The 18,934-nt window shown below is 33.6% G+C and carries 19 protein-coding genes; 15 read left to right on the top strand and 4 right to left on the bottom strand.

Annotation, left to right across the window (positions count from 1 at the left end):
• Positions 1 to 25: 25 nt before the first annotated feature.
• The 12 genes from IQ05_RS14420 to amrB all read left to right on the top strand — a co-directional run bounded on the left by IQ05_RS14420 (position 26) and on the right by amrB (position 9,557).
• A complete protein-coding gene (locus tag IQ05_RS14420) occupies positions 26 to 805 on the top strand; it encodes a YHYH protein (protein ID WP_144894127.1) in 780 nt (259 codons plus the stop codon).
• On the top strand, positions 805 to 1,398 hold the full coding sequence (locus tag IQ05_RS14415; protein WP_144894125.1) for a toxin-antitoxin system YwqK family antitoxin: 594 nt from the start codon (positions 805 to 807) through the stop codon (positions 1,396 to 1,398). The genes IQ05_RS14420 and IQ05_RS14415 overlap by 1 nt, the downstream gene beginning before the upstream one ends.
• Positions 1,367 to 2,017, top strand: a complete 651-nt coding sequence (locus IQ05_RS14410) for an SCO family protein (RefSeq protein WP_144894123.1) — start codon at positions 1,367 to 1,369, stop codon at positions 2,015 to 2,017. The genes IQ05_RS14415 and IQ05_RS14410 overlap by 32 nt, the downstream gene beginning before the upstream one ends.
• Before the next feature lie 295 nt (positions 2,018 to 2,312).
• Positions 2,313 to 2,597, top strand: a complete 285-nt coding sequence (locus IQ05_RS15470; protein ID WP_144894121.1) for a hypothetical protein — start codon at positions 2,313 to 2,315, stop codon at positions 2,595 to 2,597.
• Positions 2,598 to 2,824: 227 nt separating this feature from the next.
• Complete coding sequence (locus IQ05_RS14400; protein ID WP_144894119.1) at positions 2,825 to 3,274, top strand: MarR family winged helix-turn-helix transcriptional regulator; 450 nt, start codon at positions 2,825 to 2,827, stop codon at positions 3,272 to 3,274.
• Positions 3,264 to 4,595, top strand: a complete 1,332-nt coding sequence (locus tag IQ05_RS14395; RefSeq protein ID WP_144894117.1) for a serine hydrolase domain-containing protein — start codon at positions 3,264 to 3,266, stop codon at positions 4,593 to 4,595. Before IQ05_RS14400 ends, IQ05_RS14395 begins: the two co-directional genes overlap by 11 nt.
• A gap of 160 nt (positions 4,596 to 4,755) precedes the next feature.
• On the top strand, positions 4,756 to 5,277 hold the full coding sequence (locus IQ05_RS14390; protein ID WP_144894115.1) for a hypothetical protein: 522 nt from the start codon (positions 4,756 to 4,758) through the stop codon (positions 5,275 to 5,277).
• A 93-nt stretch (positions 5,278 to 5,370) separates the two neighbouring features.
• Positions 5,371 to 5,862, top strand: a complete 492-nt coding sequence (locus tag IQ05_RS14385; RefSeq protein WP_144894113.1) for a hypothetical protein — start codon at positions 5,371 to 5,373, stop codon at positions 5,860 to 5,862.
• A 2-nt stretch (positions 5,863 to 5,864) separates the two neighbouring features.
• Positions 5,865 to 6,593 carry an LVIVD repeat-containing protein gene (locus tag IQ05_RS14380; RefSeq protein ID WP_144894111.1) on the top strand — a complete coding sequence of 243 codons (729 nt, stop codon included), beginning with the start codon at positions 5,865 to 5,867 and terminating at the stop codon, positions 6,591 to 6,593.
• Between the two features lie 654 nt (positions 6,594 to 7,247).
• Positions 7,248 to 7,496 (top strand): hypothetical protein, encoded by a 249-nt coding sequence (locus IQ05_RS14375; protein ID WP_144894109.1) that lies wholly within the window; start codon positions 7,248 to 7,250, stop codon positions 7,494 to 7,496.
• Positions 7,497 to 7,505: 9 nt separating this feature from the next.
• Complete coding sequence (locus tag IQ05_RS14370; protein WP_144894107.1) at positions 7,506 to 8,300, top strand: DUF3667 domain-containing protein; 795 nt, start codon at positions 7,506 to 7,508, stop codon at positions 8,298 to 8,300.
• Between the two features lie 180 nt (positions 8,301 to 8,480).
• Entirely contained in the window at positions 8,481 to 9,557 is a 1,077-nt protein-coding gene (amrB, locus tag IQ05_RS14365; protein ID WP_144894105.1) for an AmmeMemoRadiSam system protein B, read from the top strand.
• Between the two features lie 189 nt (positions 9,558 to 9,746).
• Here amrB and IQ05_RS14360 read toward each other — a convergent pair whose 3' ends face one another.
• Positions 9,747 to 10,409 carry a TrmH family RNA methyltransferase gene (locus IQ05_RS14360; protein ID WP_144894103.1) on the bottom strand — a complete coding sequence of 221 codons (663 nt, stop codon included), beginning with the start codon at positions 10,407 to 10,409 and terminating at the stop codon, positions 9,747 to 9,749.
• 222 nt (positions 10,410 to 10,631) lie between these two features.
• On the opposite strand from IQ05_RS14360, the gene IQ05_RS14355 reads away from it, so the two are divergent.
• The 3 genes from IQ05_RS14355 to IQ05_RS14345 all read left to right on the top strand — a co-directional run bounded on the left by IQ05_RS14355 (position 10,632) and on the right by IQ05_RS14345 (position 15,113).
• Positions 10,632 to 11,327, top strand: a complete 696-nt coding sequence (locus IQ05_RS14355) for an SIR2 family NAD-dependent protein deacylase (RefSeq protein WP_144894101.1) — start codon at positions 10,632 to 10,634, stop codon at positions 11,325 to 11,327.
• Positions 11,328 to 11,442: 115 nt separating this feature from the next.
• The gene (gene purB, locus IQ05_RS14350; protein ID WP_144894099.1) at positions 11,443 to 12,789 is read left to right on the top strand and encodes an adenylosuccinate lyase; all 1,347 of its coding nucleotides are present in this window, start codon (positions 11,443 to 11,445) and stop codon (positions 12,787 to 12,789) included.
• A gap of 89 nt (positions 12,790 to 12,878) precedes the next feature.
• Positions 12,879 to 15,113, top strand: a complete 2,235-nt coding sequence (locus IQ05_RS14345) for a cation:proton antiporter domain-containing protein (RefSeq protein ID WP_144894097.1) — start codon at positions 12,879 to 12,881, stop codon at positions 15,111 to 15,113.
• Between the two features lie 135 nt (positions 15,114 to 15,248).
• On the opposite strand, the gene guaB is transcribed toward IQ05_RS14345, so the two are convergent.
• From guaB to IQ05_RS14330, 3 genes are all read right to left on the bottom strand, one after another.
• On the bottom strand, positions 15,249 to 16,721 hold the full coding sequence (gene guaB / locus IQ05_RS14340) for an IMP dehydrogenase (RefSeq protein WP_144894094.1): 1,473 nt from the start codon (positions 16,719 to 16,721) through the stop codon (positions 15,249 to 15,251).
• A 241-nt stretch (positions 16,722 to 16,962) separates the two neighbouring features.
• Complete coding sequence (locus IQ05_RS14335) at positions 16,963 to 18,354, bottom strand: DUF5723 family protein (RefSeq protein WP_144894093.1); 1,392 nt, start codon at positions 18,352 to 18,354, stop codon at positions 16,963 to 16,965.
• Positions 18,351 to 18,902 (bottom strand): hypothetical protein, encoded by a 552-nt coding sequence (locus IQ05_RS14330; protein WP_144894091.1) that lies wholly within the window; start codon positions 18,900 to 18,902, stop codon positions 18,351 to 18,353. The genes IQ05_RS14335 and IQ05_RS14330 overlap by 4 nt, the downstream gene beginning before the upstream one ends.
• Positions 18,903 to 18,934 lie beyond the last annotated feature (32 nt).

The raw sequence follows: 18,934 nt of genomic DNA, 5'->3' as shown, positions 1-18,934 counted from the left end.
AAGTCCAATTAATAAATTAAATAGTATGAAATCAAAAAAGCATTTTTTTACTGTAAATATTTTAGCAATTGCCTTAACCATTTTTAGTTGTTCTAAAGATGATGATACGCCTCCACCCACTACGCAATCAACTGCAATTCCATCTGTTTATTCAAAAATATATGGAGCTACAAGTATTACTTCTGATGGTACTTTTATTACCATTAAAACCAGTGATCAACCCAACCACAAAAGTGCTTATTGGGCTAATACTAATTCTTTGTATGAAGCCTTCACTCCATCTGCAACTAATCCATCGTTTACTGGTGGCGCATTTATCAGGGCTCCAAATAATATTACTGCACAAACAATTACCTTAAAAATACCTTTAAATCCTAAAGTTGCAACAACCCATAGCGCCACACCAATGGGTGTTATGGGTGTGGCGCTAGATGGCGTTCCTTTTTTTAATCAATATGCTGCTGGAGGTGTTTCGCTGGGTGGAGAAGTAAATGGTTTTGACCAAGCTTGGGGGCATCCACAAGCATCAGGTATGTACCATTACCATGTTGAACCCTATTATTTAACAACGGTTAAATCTGGTGCAACCAAATGGGGGTTATTGGGTTTCTTATTAGATGGGTTTCCTGTTTATGGCCCTAAAGAAGAAAATAATACAGACCCTTCTAATCTTGATGTTTATCATGGTCACACTCATGTTACTATTGATTTTCCTTCAGGAATTTATCATTATCATATTTCGAATACTGCTCCGTACATAAATGGCAACGGATTTTATGGTACACCTGGAACAGTTACGCAATAATGAAAAAAATTGTACTCTTTACACTAATTTTCTTCTTTTCTTGTAAAAATGAAGAGAAGAAAATTGTTTTTTCTAAACCATTAAAAAAAGTTCCATTAGTTTACAAAGATGCTTCAAATTATTTATTTCAAATGCATCAGGATACTATTTACTTTAACAATAAAAAATTTTCTGGAATCCAATACTCTTTATATAAACAAGGAGATACGGCTTTTATTAAACCCTATTTAAATGGTTTAGAAGAAGGCATCACCAAAAAATGGTACGCTAACAAACAACTAGCAGAAGAACGGTTGTATATTGATGGAAAAAAGGAAGGTGTTCATAAAGGTTGGTGGGAAAATGGGAAGAGAAAATTTGAATTTTCAGTATCTAATGATGAATATACCAATGAATTTAAAGAATGGAATAGCAATGGATTATTACTTAAAGATTTTCATTATAAAGATGGTCAAGAGAATGGTAGTCAACAATTGTATTATGAAAACGGAAAGATTAAAGCAAATTATGTTATAATTAACGGTAAGAGATATGGTTTATTAGGAACTAAAAATTGTAAAAATGTATCGGATAGTATTTTTAATAGTAAGTAGTTTAATTCTCTTCAGTTGTTCTAAGAAGGAAGATAATTCCATTGCGTTGCCTTATTACAATGAGCCTAATTTTACACCTATATTTTTAAAAAACAAAGCAGCAATTAAAAGGAGTATACGTCATACTATTGCTGATTTTTCGTTTCTAAATCAAGATAGCATATTAATCAATCAAAATGTTTTTAAGAATAAAATTCATGTAGCAAATTTTATTTTTACAAGCTGCGGAAGTATTTGTCCAGCAATGACTAAGAATTTAAAAATAGTCTCAGATAGTTTACAAGATAATAAAGACATCGTTTTCTTATCCTATTCTGTAACTCCATGGATTGACAACCCAAGTGTATTAAAGAAATTTAAATCGAATTATGGAATTACTAATAAAAACTGGCACTTCCTTACGGGAAAAAAAGCAACAATATATAGTCTAGCACGTCAATCGTATTTTGCCGAAGAAGATATTGGTTTTAGTAAAGACAGTTCAGAGTTTTTGCATACAGAACATTTTATTTTAGTCGACAAAAATAAAAGAATTAGAGGTATTTACAACGGGACACTACAACTAGAAATGGAGCAATTGATTGATGATATTATAACATTAAAAAATGATGAAAAATAATATCTCTATCCTCAAAGATTATAATAAACTAAGGTGTAAAAATTAATGTAAAGTTGGTGTTATATTTGTAATGATTTACTTTATTTATTCCTTATCACTCGGATGACAAATATAGGGAATGGGCTTAATTTATTCCCAAACAGCTTTTAGCGTGATATTTTTTTAATAACAGCAAAAAATATTTAAGTTCAAATTTAGTATTTCCTAAATTTATATATTCTTTACCTGACTACTATTTTGGAATATTTGATTGGACATTCTTATTTTCGTTATTTTATCATTTGAAGCTTTTGCAATGGGGTCACGATTAAACCATAGCGCTGGTGAATTTAATGATAATTCAAATTGGTTCATCATTAGTTGGAGCAAAGCTATTTGTTACTTGAGAGTGTCCCATTTAATCGGAATGCATACTTTACAAATACGACCACCGCTATCATTCTATGTTGTAAAACAAACCAAACTAACTCTTTCGCTTGCGTTTATTTGTGCGCTATTGGCCCTGTTAACACTTACTCGATTATTAAAAAGCAAGTTCTTAGGACCTGATGCGAAAAAAGAAGTGCCGCATAAAACTTAAACTAGACGAAATAATGTTTTGCAAGTTTTCCAAAGCTAAGTTTTCGATTGGTAAAGCCTACTTCAATATACAATTCCTAGTAGTTTCATAACACTCTTCAAACCAGTCAATCACCTCATTATAATAACATAAGGGCGCAAACCTCTTTAAAATTTAAAAAAAATACTTTTCATTAAAAATGTATTTTTAATTGATATATCAATTATATTTGTATCAAATAGTAAAAAATGAAAAATACAAATCCCACAGGCACGGTACTTTACACCTTAGAGCAAACAATAAAAGAATACCGAAAAATGGCTCAAAAAAAAATAAGTTCCATTGTACATGATATCACCGTTGACCAATGTTTGGTGCTCATAATTCTTCACAAAAATCCTCAGTATTCCCAAAAAGAAGTAGCAGAAATGATTTTTAAAGATAATGCTTCTATAACAAGAATTATTGATTTGATGGTGAAAAAGGACTACATCAGTCGGAAAATTCATGAGACTGACAGACGCAAATTCAATCTTGAAATTACACAAAAAGGAATTGAAACCATTGCTTTACTCATTCCCACTATTCAAAAAAATAGAACAGATGCTCTAGCCGGATTGTCTGAAAATGAAATAGTTCTTCTGGACCAACTATTAACTAAAGTACTTATCAACTGTAAAACGGATCATGAAAAATAGAAATCAAACTAGTGTAAGTCTCGCAGTACTCCTATTCACAATTTTGCCAACGGTTCTTTTTTGTCAAAAAAATACAGCTACAGTTATTGAAAAATACATGCAAGCACAGCATGATATCAATCAGTTTAGCGGTACTGTTTTAGTATCAAAAAACGATACTGTACTCTTCAAAAAAGCTTATGGTTTTGCTGATTACGAACAAAAGATTAAAAATACGATTGACACTAAATTTCAATTGGCATCGGTTACAAAACAATTTACTGCAGCGGCAATCCTTCAACTGGTGCAGGAAGGAAAATTATCTCTGAATGATCCGCTAAGTCGTTTCATACCTGACTACCCCAAAGCAAATCAGGTTACCATACACATGCTGTTGTCCCATTCGTCTGGACTAGCCATGGGTTTCAAAAATATTGCAACAAGTACCATGTCTGCTAATTCAGCCTACAACGAAATAAAAAAAATGCCCTATGAATTTGAACCCGGCACAAACACAGCCTACAGCAATATTGGCTATTATTTGTTAGCTAAAATTATAGAATCTGTTTCTGGCAAAAAGTACAGCACCTATCTTCAAAAAAATATATTTGAAAAAGCAGGTATGTACAACACTGGTGTAATTACTAGTGACGCATTGATTCCTAACAACGCTAAAAATTATATCAAAGAAAATGATCACTATGTTAGTAACCCTTATATCAATTGGGACATTAACTATGGTCATGATGGTGTGTACGCAACTGTTGAAGATTTGGCTCTTTGGGACAAAGCTCTTTATGGCACAACCCTTTTATCCGAAAAAATGAAAAAACTAATGTTCACACCTTATAATACACAAAATTGGGGATATGGTTTTGTAATCAATCCATTTTACAATCACGGTCATGAACTGATTGCGCATGATGGAGGCTTTTTTGGAGCTATGACATCCTTTAACCGCTTTACAAAAGATCGCGTTTTGGTCACTGTGCTTTCCAATAATGAATCTCTTTCACATATCATTGCCTACGGACTTTCGGCGCTGGTTTTTAAAAAAGAAGTTACATTGCCCTACAAACACAAAAAAATAAAGGTAAACCCATTCATTTATGATCAGTACAAAGGGCAATTTGGCACAATTGAAATCATAAAAATGGGTACCAAACTTTATTACAATAGTATGGAACTTGAACTTTTCCCTGAATCAAAAACAAAATTTTTTAGATCAGATGACAATGATAGAACAGTAGAATTTATAGCTAACGAAAATGGCAGTTACAATTCAATTGTGGTAACTAAAGGAGGCGTAAAAGAAATTTTCACGAAAAATAAACAGCAATAACTAGTATATGCAACATCATAGTTAATGTGATTTTTTTTGACCAAACATTTTAAATTTTGGAAGAAAAGAAATTGTATTTTAGTTGCCAAAATAGAATTTTCTGAAAAATTAAAATTCAGCCGAACACTAATCATTAGCAAAAACCAATTTAAAATCACCGATGAAACCTAAAAAAAACAGTCCCCTTTTAAAACAACTGATCATTCTACTGCTTATAGCTTTACCGTACAAAGCACTCTGCCAAGAAAGCAATGATTACACGACCGTAAAAACCGCTACCGAAGCTGTAAAAATACCAGGGAAATGGCAAATATTAAATACCACAGCAGATTCAGGGCAGACCTATTTAAAAAATAATGACGGTGTAGTCATTGCTGTTGCAAGAAATCTAATGAAAGCCTACCCTTTTTACAAGAATACTGCAACTGCATTTGAACAGGTTAGTCTTTTTTACCAATGGGATTCAGATTACTACAAAGAACAAAAATTTAATGTGTCGAAAATAAAGGAAAATGCAACACTTGGTTATATCATTTGGAAATACAATGACAAGAAATTAGATACTATTTTTCTGTTTGGCGCCAGTAAAACCGAATTTTTGAACTTACTCGTTTACACCAAACTTTGGGAAGAAAAAGAAAAAATCGCTTTTTTAGAAAACCTCTTTGAATTAAACCAATAGATTTCTGATTGCTAATTCCTTGTGAATCTAAATTTAACCAAAAGGTAACGCAACCAAAAAAACCTTTAGTTATCTTTAAGGAAACATTAGACTATGAAAAAAACAGTACTTCTATTGCTGGTTTCAATTTTGTTTGTTTCCTGCTGGCCAACAACCGATTCCACTAACTTTCCGAGACAAGAATACCAACCCGTAATTATTACTCGTAGCGTCCTAGAAACTTCGATCGTTTTTCAAAACACACAGCCCATTGTTAAATCAGGAAAAATTTACGTTAAAGGAGATTTAATGTTTATTAATGATGTCAACAAAGGTTTTCATGTTTACGATTATGCAAATCCAAGTAAACCTGAACGACTCTATTTCATAAAGGCGCCAGGAGCCACTGATTTAGCTATCAAAGGCAATATTGTATACATTAATCAAGCTGTAGATTTAGTCACAGCAACGTTCGATCCCGCCACAAGAATTTTTAAGATTACTAACCGAAATAAAAATGTGTTTCCGCAAAAGCAAGCACCAAACGGGACATTTGGCTACACAAAAGACAATGAAATTATAATTGACTGGAATCTAAAAAAATAATCATGAAAAAAATTATATTCTTCTTCCTTTTGATAGTTACAATCAGTTGTTCTAACAGTGATAGCGCATCAAACGATAGTACTGGACAAGGCGGTTCCCTTGCTGTTTTTGCCTTAAAAGGCAATTATCTATATAGCGTAGACCATATGAAATTAAATGTGTTTTCGTTAATAGATGGCGAAAAACCCGTTAAAGTGAACGATATTCCTATTGGCTTTGACATCGAAACGCTGTTCTCTTACGAAGACAACTTGTTTATTGGATCTAGAAACGGAATGTTTATTTATTCGATTAGCAATCCTGAAAACCCAACCAAATTATCAAGTGTACGACACTTTACCGCTTGCGACCCTGTTATTGCAAATAGTACACATTCTTATGTAACCTTGAACTCAAATACTACTTGTGGCAATAACAGCAACGTTTTACAAGTTTACGACACTAAGGATCTTAAAAACCCCAAATTAATTCACAGTCGAAATCTCATGCAACCCAAAGGGATTGGTTTTTATACTGCAAAATACCTATTAGTTTGCGACGATGTAATAAAAATATTTAATATCGAAAATCCGGTAGAACCGGTTTTGGTTCACTCAATCGACAAAAATTGTTTTGATGTAATTATTCGAGACAATACCTTATTTGCAATTGGGAACAAAGGGGTTTACCGCTATAAAATGAATCCAAACGATATCAAAGACATACAACTAGAGAGCGAAACAAATTTTTAAATTCCGACTTTGGGTAATAGATAAAACGACTATTTAGAAAGTCGTTTTTTTTTTGTAACGTAATTCTACTAAGCTATGCTAGAGAATTAAAACCATATTTAATTATCATAAAGACTAATCGCTTTGCCAATTTAAATGCTCTTGTTCAAAAAGAGAGCGCTATAAATTATACCATTTCGAAATTAAGAAAACAGGCTTAAAACCAACTATTATCAAAGTATAGATACGTTGAAATGGTTTACTTATAATCAACTACTTAAGATTATTATTTCAATTGAACTCATTATGAAATTCTACTTTTTTTTTATGAGTTATTCAATACATTTATCTAAGTAGATTGTTCAAAAATTACATTCATTTTTGTCAAGCAGTGCATAATTACGCACCATTTACAAACTATACACTCTTAACAATTGAAGTCTCGAAATTAAATAATAAACATTCGTACTTACAGCGTACAAAGTGAATTATTCTCGTAATACAATCATCCAATCCATATAAATTTAACATGATTTACACGATAACAATACTAATTTGACATGCATATTCGTATTAATTTATATATTAGCACAGGAATTAAAAGAGTATAAATAACAATACATCGCAACTAATAGAATAAATCATAGTATTTTTCACTTCAATAAAACAACATCTATGAAAAAAAGCACATTACAAGAAATGAATGATTCAGATCTAATAAAAAGAAAAAACACACTAAAAGGAGTGCTTATTGGTTTTGGAGTTATATTTATTTTGGCTCTAGGAACAATGATAAGTCTTTACACAAACAAACCATTTAACCCTGTTTTATTTATCCCCTGTTTAGTGATTGCTATTACTCTGCTACCCCTGTTTGTAATATACAATACCATAATAACTGAAATCAAGTCTAGAAACATATAAATTAAAGATATGGAAATGTCCTGCTCCAACTGTAACCAAAGCATTACTGCACACTTTTGTGCAAATTGTGGTCAAAAAAAATACAAACGCATCGACAAAAAATATATTTGGGATGAAATTCAATATACTTTTTTACATACAAATAAAGGATTTCTCTACTCTGTTAAAAAGATAATTCAAAATCCAGGAAAAACAGCAAAAGAATTTATTGACGGTAACCGTGTAAACCATTACAAACCTATTTTACTTTTGTTTGTTTTGAGCGGTATCTCGGCATTTATTAGTTTTAAAGTTATTGGTTTTGGAGAAATTAGTGCAAATGCCTTCGCAAATGAAGCGGTAACAAAATCATTTATGACAAAATACATGTCATTTGCTTCAAGTTACTCAACATTTCTCATTCTATTGAGCATCCCCTTTTATGCTTTTTGCACCAAGATAGCATTCCGCAAATGGGGCCACAATTACTACGAACACATCATTATTAATACATATTTGATGTGTTTTTATACCCTTTTATCACTCTTTGTGCTTTACCCGTTAATATATATTTTTAAATCAAATGAAGCACTTATTTTACAATTATCAAATTTTTCGATCATCAGCTTACCCGTAGTCTTTATTTGGATGTGTCGCAATTTATATCCAGAAAAAACACTGAAAGCAATTCTTTTTAGAATGATAGCTGTAATTGTTTTATTAATAGTGACTTTCTTGTTGATAATTATCCTAGCAATACTCATTGGTTTTCTGATTGCAATTGCCAATCCAGAAGCATTCAAGCATTTGATACCTAAAAAATAGGAAATTGCTGTTTGACTTTTTTAAAAGAGAGAAGCAATACCTTATTTATAATTTTGAGTTTTAAAAGTCTAACATAAAAAAGCCAATTTGCAAAACATAAAACAAAATAGTAAAATACCATAGTTGATAGGTAAATAAAAAAGCTATTTTTAACGTAAATTGCTTAAAATAAAATTTGATATGCGATTACTATTTATTTTGATTTGTTTGTGTTGTTTCAGTTGTACAAGTAAAAAAAATGTCAAAAATCCAGCACAAGTCTTAGCACTAGAAAAGAGAGTTAGGCCTGTGCATGATACGATTGGTTTTACAAAATACAATTGGCAATTAGATTCTATTTATAATCGTTTAGGCATTAAGGATTCTAAAAATAATATGCAATGGAAAGCAGCTATAAGCCCGCATGACGATTATAAATACGCCGGACGTTTGTATTACGAATCGCTTAAAGGAATTAACGCCAACACGATTATTTTAATTGGTGTTGCACATCGCGCTCGAAACTTTAAACTTCAAGACAAAATCATCTTTGGAGATTTCACACATTGGCAATCGCCTTATGGTGATTTAAAAGTGTCTGATTTAAATGCTGAAATTATGGCGCAACTGCCAAAATCATCTTATCTAGTTCATAACGATATGCAAGAGTTAGAACATTCACTAGAAGCTATTATACCTTTTTTACATCGCAAAAACAAGAACCTACAAATTATTCCAATACTGGTGCCTTATATCAATTACGAAACAATTGATAGCAATAGCAATGCTCTCTCTGATGTGGTAGCGAAAATTTTAAAAGAAAAGCATCTTACATATGGTAAGGATGTAGCAGTTGTCATTTCTAACGATGCGGTACATTATGGAACTGAAAATTGGAATGGCGATTTAGCTCCTTTTGGAGTTGATGATGAAGGTACTAAAAAAGCAAGAGCTCTAGACATGAAGATTATTGAGAAGTGTTTAATAAACAAAATTAGTACTGAAAAAGTAAAAACCTTTACCGAATACACCGTCCAAAATACAGATTACAAAGAATATAAATGGGTTTGGTGTGGTCGTTATTCGGTGCCATTTGGAGTGAGTTTTGCCAATAAATTAAATCAAGCATTGTACAACAAACCTTTGACAGGGACTTTTTTAAACTATGCATCAAGTATTGATCATGAACTTATAAAAGTAGAAGATTTAGGTATGGGAACTACAGCTATAGCCACTCAAAAACACTGGGTAGGATATGCGAGTATCAAATATGAATAGAGATGTAATTCTGGAGGTTGAAGACATCAATTAACAAGATTACTAACTGTATAAAAATATTCCCGACCTGACGAATTTTTAATCCGTGATATCAATGATCACATCATCAAAATACGAATCTAAATTTTGTGCTTCGCTGCTCCCTAAGCCGCAGCAAATCTTTACAATATAATTAAAGTTTTTTTTACACTACTTTGGGTTTTCCTCAAAATACCGTTTTTCAATTCTTTTGATATCTTTAATAGAATTTTTGGCCCAAGCCAAACGTTTTTCTAGGATTTCGTTTTCGGTTAAGTACCAATTAATATTAGAACTTCGCAATCTATTGGTTAAATTTTGAATGATGATAGCTGCCGAAACGGAGATATTCAAACTTTCGGTGAAACCTACCATTGGGATTTTTAAAAAACCATCGGCCCGTTGCAAGATTTCCTCAGATAAACCATCGCGTTCGGTGCCAAAAAATAAGGCGCTGGGTTTAGATATGTCAAAATCTTCCATCAAACAATCGTTGTCGTGTGGTGTAGTAGCGATAATTTGGTAGCCTTTCTTTTTTAAAGTGTCAACACAAGTTGTTACACTATCGAAAGTGTTAATGTCAACCCATTTTTGGGCACCCATGGCAATTTCTTTATCGATACTTTTTCCGTATCGCTGTTCAATTACGTTCAGTTCTTGAATACCAAAAACCTCGCAACTACGCATCACGGCGCTGGTGTTGTGCATTTGGAACACATCTTCAACGGCTATAGTAAAATGTTTGGTTCTGTTTTGCAATACTTTCAAGAATTTCTCTTTGCGATTATCTGTGAGGATATTTTCAAGAAACTCGAGATATTTTAAATCGATCATTTGGGATTATTTTTTGGCAAAAATAGTAAAAAAGACTAGTTTTATCTTTTAAAGAACAGCTAGTATTGATCTATTACGAATTGTGCTTTGAAAGTTAAACGAAGTACGCTTACGGGATTTGCGTGAGGGATTGACGCGGCATCCTTTATGGGCTTTTTTTGCCCATAAAGATATAGCAGAAAGCCCGGCCGCCGCGGCGAACACGCCCAAAAAAAATAGAACATGAAAAAGAAATTAGTAGTTTTGACTGGCGCTGGAATTAGTGCGGAAAGTGGTATTAAAACCTTTCGGGATAGTGATGGCCTCTGGGAAAGGCATAATGTTCAAGATGTGGCCACGCCCGGAGGTTGGTATAAAAATCCTGCTTTGGTACTTGATTTTTACAACCAAAGGCGCCGACAGCTCAAAGAGGTTGTTCCTAACGCAGCTCATTATATTTTAGCAGAATTGGAGTCGGAATTTAATGTGCATATCATCACTCAAAATGTAGACGATTTGCACGAGCGTGCTGGCAGTACGCAAGTATTGCACCTGCATGGGGAATTGTTAAAAGTGCGCAGCACACGCAACCCTGATTATATATTAAAATGGACCGAAGATTTGAATTTTGGCGACTTTGATGAAAATCAAAATCAATTGCGTCCACACATTGTATGGTTTGGCGAAGAAGTTCCTGCACTAGAAGAAGCCGTTTCGATTACAGAAACTGCTGATTATTTTGCCGTGATAGGCACGTCGTTACAAGTGTATCCGGCGGCAGGTTTGATTGATTTTACGAAAGTGACAACACCACTATTTTACATTGACCCCAAACCGATTAAAATTCCGAATTTGAGAAATCAACTGCAAGTGATTCCTGAAATGGCTTCGAAAGGAGTTGAAATCATGAAAAATAAATTACTACATAAAATACCATAAGAATGGCAATAGCAATGGCAAAAAATCAATTATTAGAGCAATAAAAGTCTAAACTTATAATCCATTACTTGTAACTTATAACTATTTTTGTGCCTTTCGAACAAACAACTAAACAATGACTACTTTAAACGAATTGAATGCTATTTCTCCAATTGATGGAAGATATAGAAGTAAAACCCTTTCTTTAGCTCCATTTTTCTCTGAAGAAGCTTTGATCAAATACCGCGTACTGGTTGAAATTGAATATTTCATTGCCTTGTGCGAAGTGCCTTTGCCACAACTTGCTGGAGTGAATTCGGATTTATTTGAAAGTTTACGCAACATTTACCAAAACTTTTCGACAGAAGATGCCCTTTGGATTAAAGAAACAGAAAAAGTAACCAACCACGATGTAAAAGCGGTAGAATACTTTATCAAAGATGCTTTTGAAAAACTAGGTTTATCACAATACAAAGAGTTCATTCATTTTGGGTTAACTTCCCAAGACATTAATAATACTGCGATTCCGTTATCGACTAAAGAGGCTTTTGAAAAAGTATACATGCCCTCGTTAATCGCTTTGACAGCAAAGTTGAAAGAATTAAGCGTGGAATGGAAAGACGTGCCTATGCTAGCACGCACACACGGACAGCCTGCCTCACCTACTCGATTGGGTAAAGAAATTGGCGTTTTTGTAGAACGACTAGAGGAGCAAATGCGTTTGTTGTTCAATATCCCGTTTGCAGCTAAATTTGGCGGTGCTACTGGAAATTACAATGCCCACCATGTAGCTTACCCACAAATTGATTGGAAACAATTTGGAGGTAAATTTGTAGAAGATATTTTAGGATTACACCACTCTTTCCCAACCACTCAAATAGAACATTACGATCATTTTGCAGCGTTTTTTGACGCGTTAAAAAGAATAAACACTATTATTATTGACTTGGATAGAGACATATGGACGTACGTTTCTATGGAGTATTTCAAGCAAAAAATAAAAGCAGGCGAAATAGGATCGTCAGCCATGCCGCACAAAGTAAATCCTATTGACTTTGAAAACTCAGAAGGAAACTTAGGCATTGCCAATGCTATTTTTGAGCACCTTTCGGCGAAATTACCTTTGTCTAGATTGCAGCGCGATTTAACTGATAGTACTGTTTTAAGAAATGTGGGTGTCCCAATAGGTCATACCATCATAGGATTTGAAGCTACCTTGAAAGGATTGAATAAATTGCTCTTGAACGAACCTAAATTTCACGAAGATTTAGAGAAAAACTGGGCTGTTGTTGCTGAGGCAATTCAGACTATTTTGCGTCGTGAAGGATATCCAAATCCGTATGAAGCCTTGAAAGGGTTGACAAGAACTAATGAAGAGATTGATAAAAACGCTATTCATGGTTTTATTGCAACACTAGATGTATCTGAAGCTATAAAAGCCGAATTAATGCAAATTACACCTAGCAATTTCTTAGGGGTCTAAACCTCGATATTGTTATACTTTTCTAAAATCTGCTTTTGTCACTTGATAAAAGCAGATTTTTTTGTTATTTTAGTAAAAATTCAAAATTTATGTTTCCCTTTTTATCCGCTTCAATAGTTCATTTACCCGATTTAATAACTGATTTAGGTTTAATCTTAATCACTGCTGCCATAGCTGTATTGTTATTTCGAATTATGAAACAGCCTTTGGTTTTAGGGTATTTGGTTGCAGGATTTTTAGCCAGTTCTGAATTTGATTTTTTCCCAACAGTAAAAGATGTTAATAGTGTAAAAGTTTGGGCCGAGATAGGCGTTATTTTTTTACTATTCAGTTTAGGTCTTGAGTTCAGTTTTAAAAAACTGGTAAAAGTGGGCGGTACGGCTTCTATCACAGCGTTTACACAAATAATTACACTAGTGACATTGGGCTTTTTTACGGGTCAATTTTTGGGATGGAGTAAAATGAACAGTATCTTTCTTGGCGTAATATTATCTATTTCTTCTACTACCATAATCTTAAAAACCTTTGATGAACTGGGCGTAAAATCGCAAAAATTTGCGGGTAACGTAATTGGTTCTCTTATTGTTCAAGATATTATTGCCATTTTAATGATGGTTTTACTCTCAACAGTTGCGGTGAGTCAGCAGTTTTCTGGAATGGAATTGGTGCAGTCCGTATTGAAACTGATTTTCTTTTTGACGATCTGGTTTGTAGTCGGAATCTTTTTTATACCCACATTACTAAAAAAAGCCAAACATTTATTAACTGATGAAATGATGTTGATTATTTCGTTAGCCTTGTGTTTACTAATGGTGATTTTTGCCGCAAATGTTGGTTTTTCCCCGGCCCTTGGCGCCTTCATTATGGGATCTATCATTGCCGAAACTACGCAAGCAGAACACATAGAACATCTTGTAAAGCCTGTAAAAGACTTATTTGGTGCGGTGTTCTTTGTATCTGTAGGAATGTTAATTGATCCCAATACACTGCTAGAATATGCTTTTCCAGTGGCTGTTTTGACATTAATCGTAATCTTTGGGCAATCCATCAGTTCTTCAATAGGTTCATTGCTATCCGGACAACCGCTTAAACAATCCATACAATCCGGTATGAGTTTGTCTCAAATTGGAGAATTTTCATTTATCATCGCTACATTGGGAACCACCCTAAAAGTAACTAGTGATTTTTTATATCCCATTGTAGTCGCCGTATCTGCAATTACCACTTTTACTACGCCTTTCATGGTCAAGTTTGCCGAACCTTTCTCGGTTTTTGTTGAAAAGAAACTTCCTAAAAGATGGGTGAAAAGAATTCAATTGTACAGCTCTAATACCGAAGAAATAAAATCATTAAGCAATTGGCAAATTGTAATGAGAAGTTATCTTACACAAGTTGTTCTGCACTCTATCATTATTGTTGCCATCATTTTGCTTTCTTCAACTTTTATACTTCCGTTAGTAGAAAATTCAAAATTTGGAAATGCTATTGCCGCACTTATCACATTGATTATATTATCACCTTTCTTGTGGGCACTATCGTTAAGAAGAGTTGCAGTCAAACAAGTTCAAATTTTATTGGAGCAAAAAAAACATTATGGCCCAATTATCATGTTGGTACTTTTTAGAATAGCGCTTTCATTATTTTACGTGGGGTTTATTTTAAATACTTTTTTCTCAGCAGGAATTGCTGCAATTGCTTTTTTAATTGCCATTGGTTCTTATATCTTATTCCCGAAAAAATTACATGCCGTTTATCATAAAATTGAAGATCATTTTATGACCAACTACAATGATCGAGAAATTAAAAAAGAAAATAAACGACAAAATACGCTCTCGCCTTGGGACGGACACATGACAGAGTTTGATATTGCCAAAGAATCTAATTTAGCTGGGAAAACTCTTGAAGAATTAAAAATTAGAGAACAGTTTGAAATCAACATCGCCTCAATTAAAAGAGGTGAAGTAGTAATTAATATTCCTTTGCGAACCGAAAGATTGTTTCCTGGAGATGAAATAAGTGTTATCGGAACGGATAAACAAGTTAAGGAATTCAAAATCTACTTGGATAAAAACGAAATTGATGTTGCCGAAAAAGTGGTTGAGACTGATATTATTCTTCAAAAACTGGAATTAAAAAACCGCGTTTGTATTGGCAAAAGTATTCGAGAATCGCAAATTCGAGAAAATACCCATGGTATTATTGTTGGTATAGAACGCAACGGAAAACGAACCTTAAATCCTGAATCTCACCTAGTATTAGAGGAAAGCGATATTTTATGGATTGCAGGCGAGAAGAAAAAAATTGCTGCCTTTTTAAGATCTTAGCCTTTTTTCCATAAAAAAACCATTAAGAAAATTAAGTTTCAACAGCAATTGAACGCTTATGTAATTTTCTTAATGGTTTTAATTTATTGTAACCCTAAAGCTATTTCAAATATCCATCTGAAATTTGCTCACGAACTATCTTGAATAATTAGGAGCTTCTTTTGTTATTGTCACATTATGTGGATGACTTTCATTGATACCACTAGCAGTAATGCGAACAAAACGTCCAGTCTCTTGTAGCGTAGGAATGTCTTTTGCACCACAGTATCCCATTCCAGCACGAAGACCACCAATGAATTGTAACATACTTTCATTTAGTTCTCCTTTGTAAGGCACACGACCTACAATTCCTTCTGGAACTAATTTTTTCACATCATCTTCAACATCCTGAAAGTAACGGTCTTTAGAGCCTGTTTCCATAGCTTCAACAGAACCCATTCCTCTGTATGATTTGAATTTTCTACCTTCAAAAATAATGGTTTCACCTGGAGATTCTTTGGTACCTGCAAGAAGTGAACCTAACATTACACAATCGGCACCAGCGGCTAAAGCTTTAGGTATATCCCCTGTATATCGAATTCCACCATCAGCAATTACAGGAACACCAGTTCCTTTTAAGGCAGCAGCTACTTCAAGCACTGCAGAAAACTGAGGAAAACCTACACCTGCAACAATACGAGTCGTACAAATAGAACCTGGACCGATACCTACTTTTACACCATCAGCGCCGTTTTCAACTAAAAATTTAGCTGCTTCAGGAGTTGCAATGTTACCCACGATAACATCAATTTGAGGAAATTTAGATTTAACTTCTTTCAAGGTATTCACCACGCCTTGTGTGTGTCCGTGAGCAGTATCGATAATGATTGCATCGACACCCGCATTTACCAAAGCTTCAGCCCTTTGTATGGCATCACCCGTAACCCCAATCGCTGCAGCTACGCGCAAACGCCCGAAAACATCTTTATTAGCAATAGGTTTTTGGGTTAATTTAGTAATATCTCTAAAAGTAATAAGACCTACTAGTTTATAAGTAGCATCCACTACAGGAAGTTTTTCAATTTTGTGACCTTGCAATACTACTTCGGCTTGTTCTAAGGAAGTTCCTTCGGCTACAGTAACTAAGTTTTCACTTGTCATTACCTCAACAATAGGCCTTGCATTGTTTTTTTCAAAACGCAAATCTCTGTTAGTAACAATACCTTTTAAAATTTTATTTTCATCAACGATAGGTATACCGCCAATACCAAATTCTTTCATAACATTTTTTGCATCAGCAACGGTAGAACTCAATGGTAAAGTTACTGGATCGATAATCATACCTGATTCAGCACGTTTTACCTTACGAACTTTAGTTGCTTGCTGCTCGATAGTCATGTTTTTATGCAAAACACCTATTCCTCCTTCTTGTGCCATTGCAATAGCCATAGCACTTTCGGTAACGGTATCCATAGCAGCAGATACAATAGGGACATTAAGAGTTATATTTCTTGAAAATTTTGACTTGATACTTACTTCACGAGGAAGAACGTTAGAATAGTTGGGAACTAATAGAACATCATCGTAAGTTAATCCTTCACCGATAATCTTAGAGTTGTGTGCGATCATTGCAATTGTAGTTGGAGTTTAATTGCGTGCAAATATACATTTTTTTTCACAGAAAAAGAACATAACAATGATAAATCAATAAAGTAAACTACTTCAATAACAATTTCTATTAAAAAGAATACTTGATTTTAATACCTCAATCTTAATCGTTTAGAAAAACGGGCTTTTTAAAATTTAAAAAAATTACAACTTGGTACTATTTATAAACTCTCTTGAAATAATTGTTTCAATTGTTTAAAAATTATTTTACAATCACATTGAATCCTAACTGAAAAGAAAGGCTGTTCGCTTTTGTTAGATCCTTATATTCTAACAAATTATCAGCCATTAGATAGAAATTTATAGGCCCTGAAGTAGTTGACAAACCCAAACCTATATTTTTACTAGAATAGGTATCTAATGTATAGGTAGCCTTAGCCTGTAACCCTTTTAGGATTTTTCTCGAAAAATAAGTTGTAAAAGCAAACATAGGCATTCTAGGAGTAGACATCACAAATAATTGCGCTCCTACTGCACTTTTATAAACTGCTTCGCTTCCATTACCTTTACAATTACAATCGTCCTCACTATCCTCATCAAAAGAATATTGGAAAGAAGAATTCAATTTAATAGGACGCCATGTTGTGTATTTTGAATTTATAGTATCTAATGGAATGGCTTCTTGAAATTCTTTGTAAATATTTTCTGCAGAAGCTCCTGAACTAAAACTAGGCACAATACCTCGATAGTTGTACCTTCCCTTTAAGGTATAACTTTCAACATCCTTAGTGTGGTTTATAAATCCTACATCAAGAATACTTCCTGTTATTTGTATGTTTTGTAAAGGATAATAGGTAAAACCTGCATCAAAACCTAAACCTAAATTACCACCTAAAAGAGCTCCTTTTGTAATGTCCTTAACTACATCCGATTCATTATTTTCATCATCATACTTTGCCAGTCCTGAAGTATTGAGTTGCATATTCGAATAAATACTTTGATCGTAAACACCTATATTTGATGGTCCTGTATAAATATAACCTGAGTTTTTTGTAGAATTAGCATTATAAATACTGGAGTAAATCTTTCCACGAACACCCACAATAAAGTTTTTGCTAATATTTTTATGTACTCCAATGTGCCATACTGACAATAACTCAGCCTTCATACTTAAATCTCCTAAGTCAAAAATTTTCCCTAAGTAATTACTATTGCCATCAATTGCAAGAATGGCTAAATCCTTAGGCATGTAACTCATCATATCAAATTCTTGATACATCCCAAATGAGACATACGCGTTGGAAGCATCACGGTCAGCACCCGGAATTCTAAACCCGCCATTAAAAATTTCCATTTGCTGGTTTATCGCCAATTTATCATTTCTGTTTGTCTTCATCACCACATTACGCAACTTAGTGTTAAAATCAACACCATCGTTTGCAAATAGATCGTAGGTACTAAAACCGCTTGAACCTACATTAGCAGAAACACCAGACAATAATGGGACTCCAGCATACCATTTGTACTTAAAATCAGCGCCAGGATTTGTCATCAATGATTGTGGAACTGCCGTGAAATTGTACAAGATTTGCTTGTTTTGAGACCAACTACAAAATGCAACGAGCAATGTTAAAATGTGAATTATTTTTTTCATTCTACAACAAGATAAGCCGTTACACCTGAACGTAATATTAATTTCCCTGAACTAGTTTCGGTCAATGGTTGACCCGGTGACATGCGTAATATGAAAGCAATTTTGGTTGTTCTTTTAAGTAAATCAAGTTGGACATTCTCAAAATCATCCGTTCTATTTACTTTGTTTACTGTTCCTGAATATGCTGGCACATTAAGATTGGCCGAATAAACTGTAGTATTGTCTTTATCTAAAAATAGAAGTTCTACTTCATAAGCCCTATTAATGGTGTTTTCCATTTCGGTAAAAATAGAAGCTTTCTTAAGATTATCTCTAAAAAATTTATCTGAAAAAACATCCACTGCAGGTACATCAAAAACTAAGCTTTGCTCTTGACCATTGTCTACAAAATCTGGAGCAGGAACTTCAAAATAAGCTAAATTAGCTATAAAAACAGGCTCTAATTTCAAAGTGTTCACTTGATCAAAATCAACATCACTAGCACATGAAGTAAAAAGAAATACGATAGAGATGCAACTATAAACGAATGTAATGAGCGATCTTTTCATTTGGAATTAGTAATTTGATTGTTATAAAAATA

The organism is Flavobacterium tiangeerense (assembly GCF_007830355.1).
GTDB classification, from domain to species: Bacteria; Bacteroidota; Bacteroidia; order Flavobacteriales; family Flavobacteriaceae; genus Flavobacterium; species Flavobacterium tiangeerense.
Note: the sequence above shows the minus strand (reverse complement) of the source record. Positions and strands in the feature narration are given on the sequence as shown.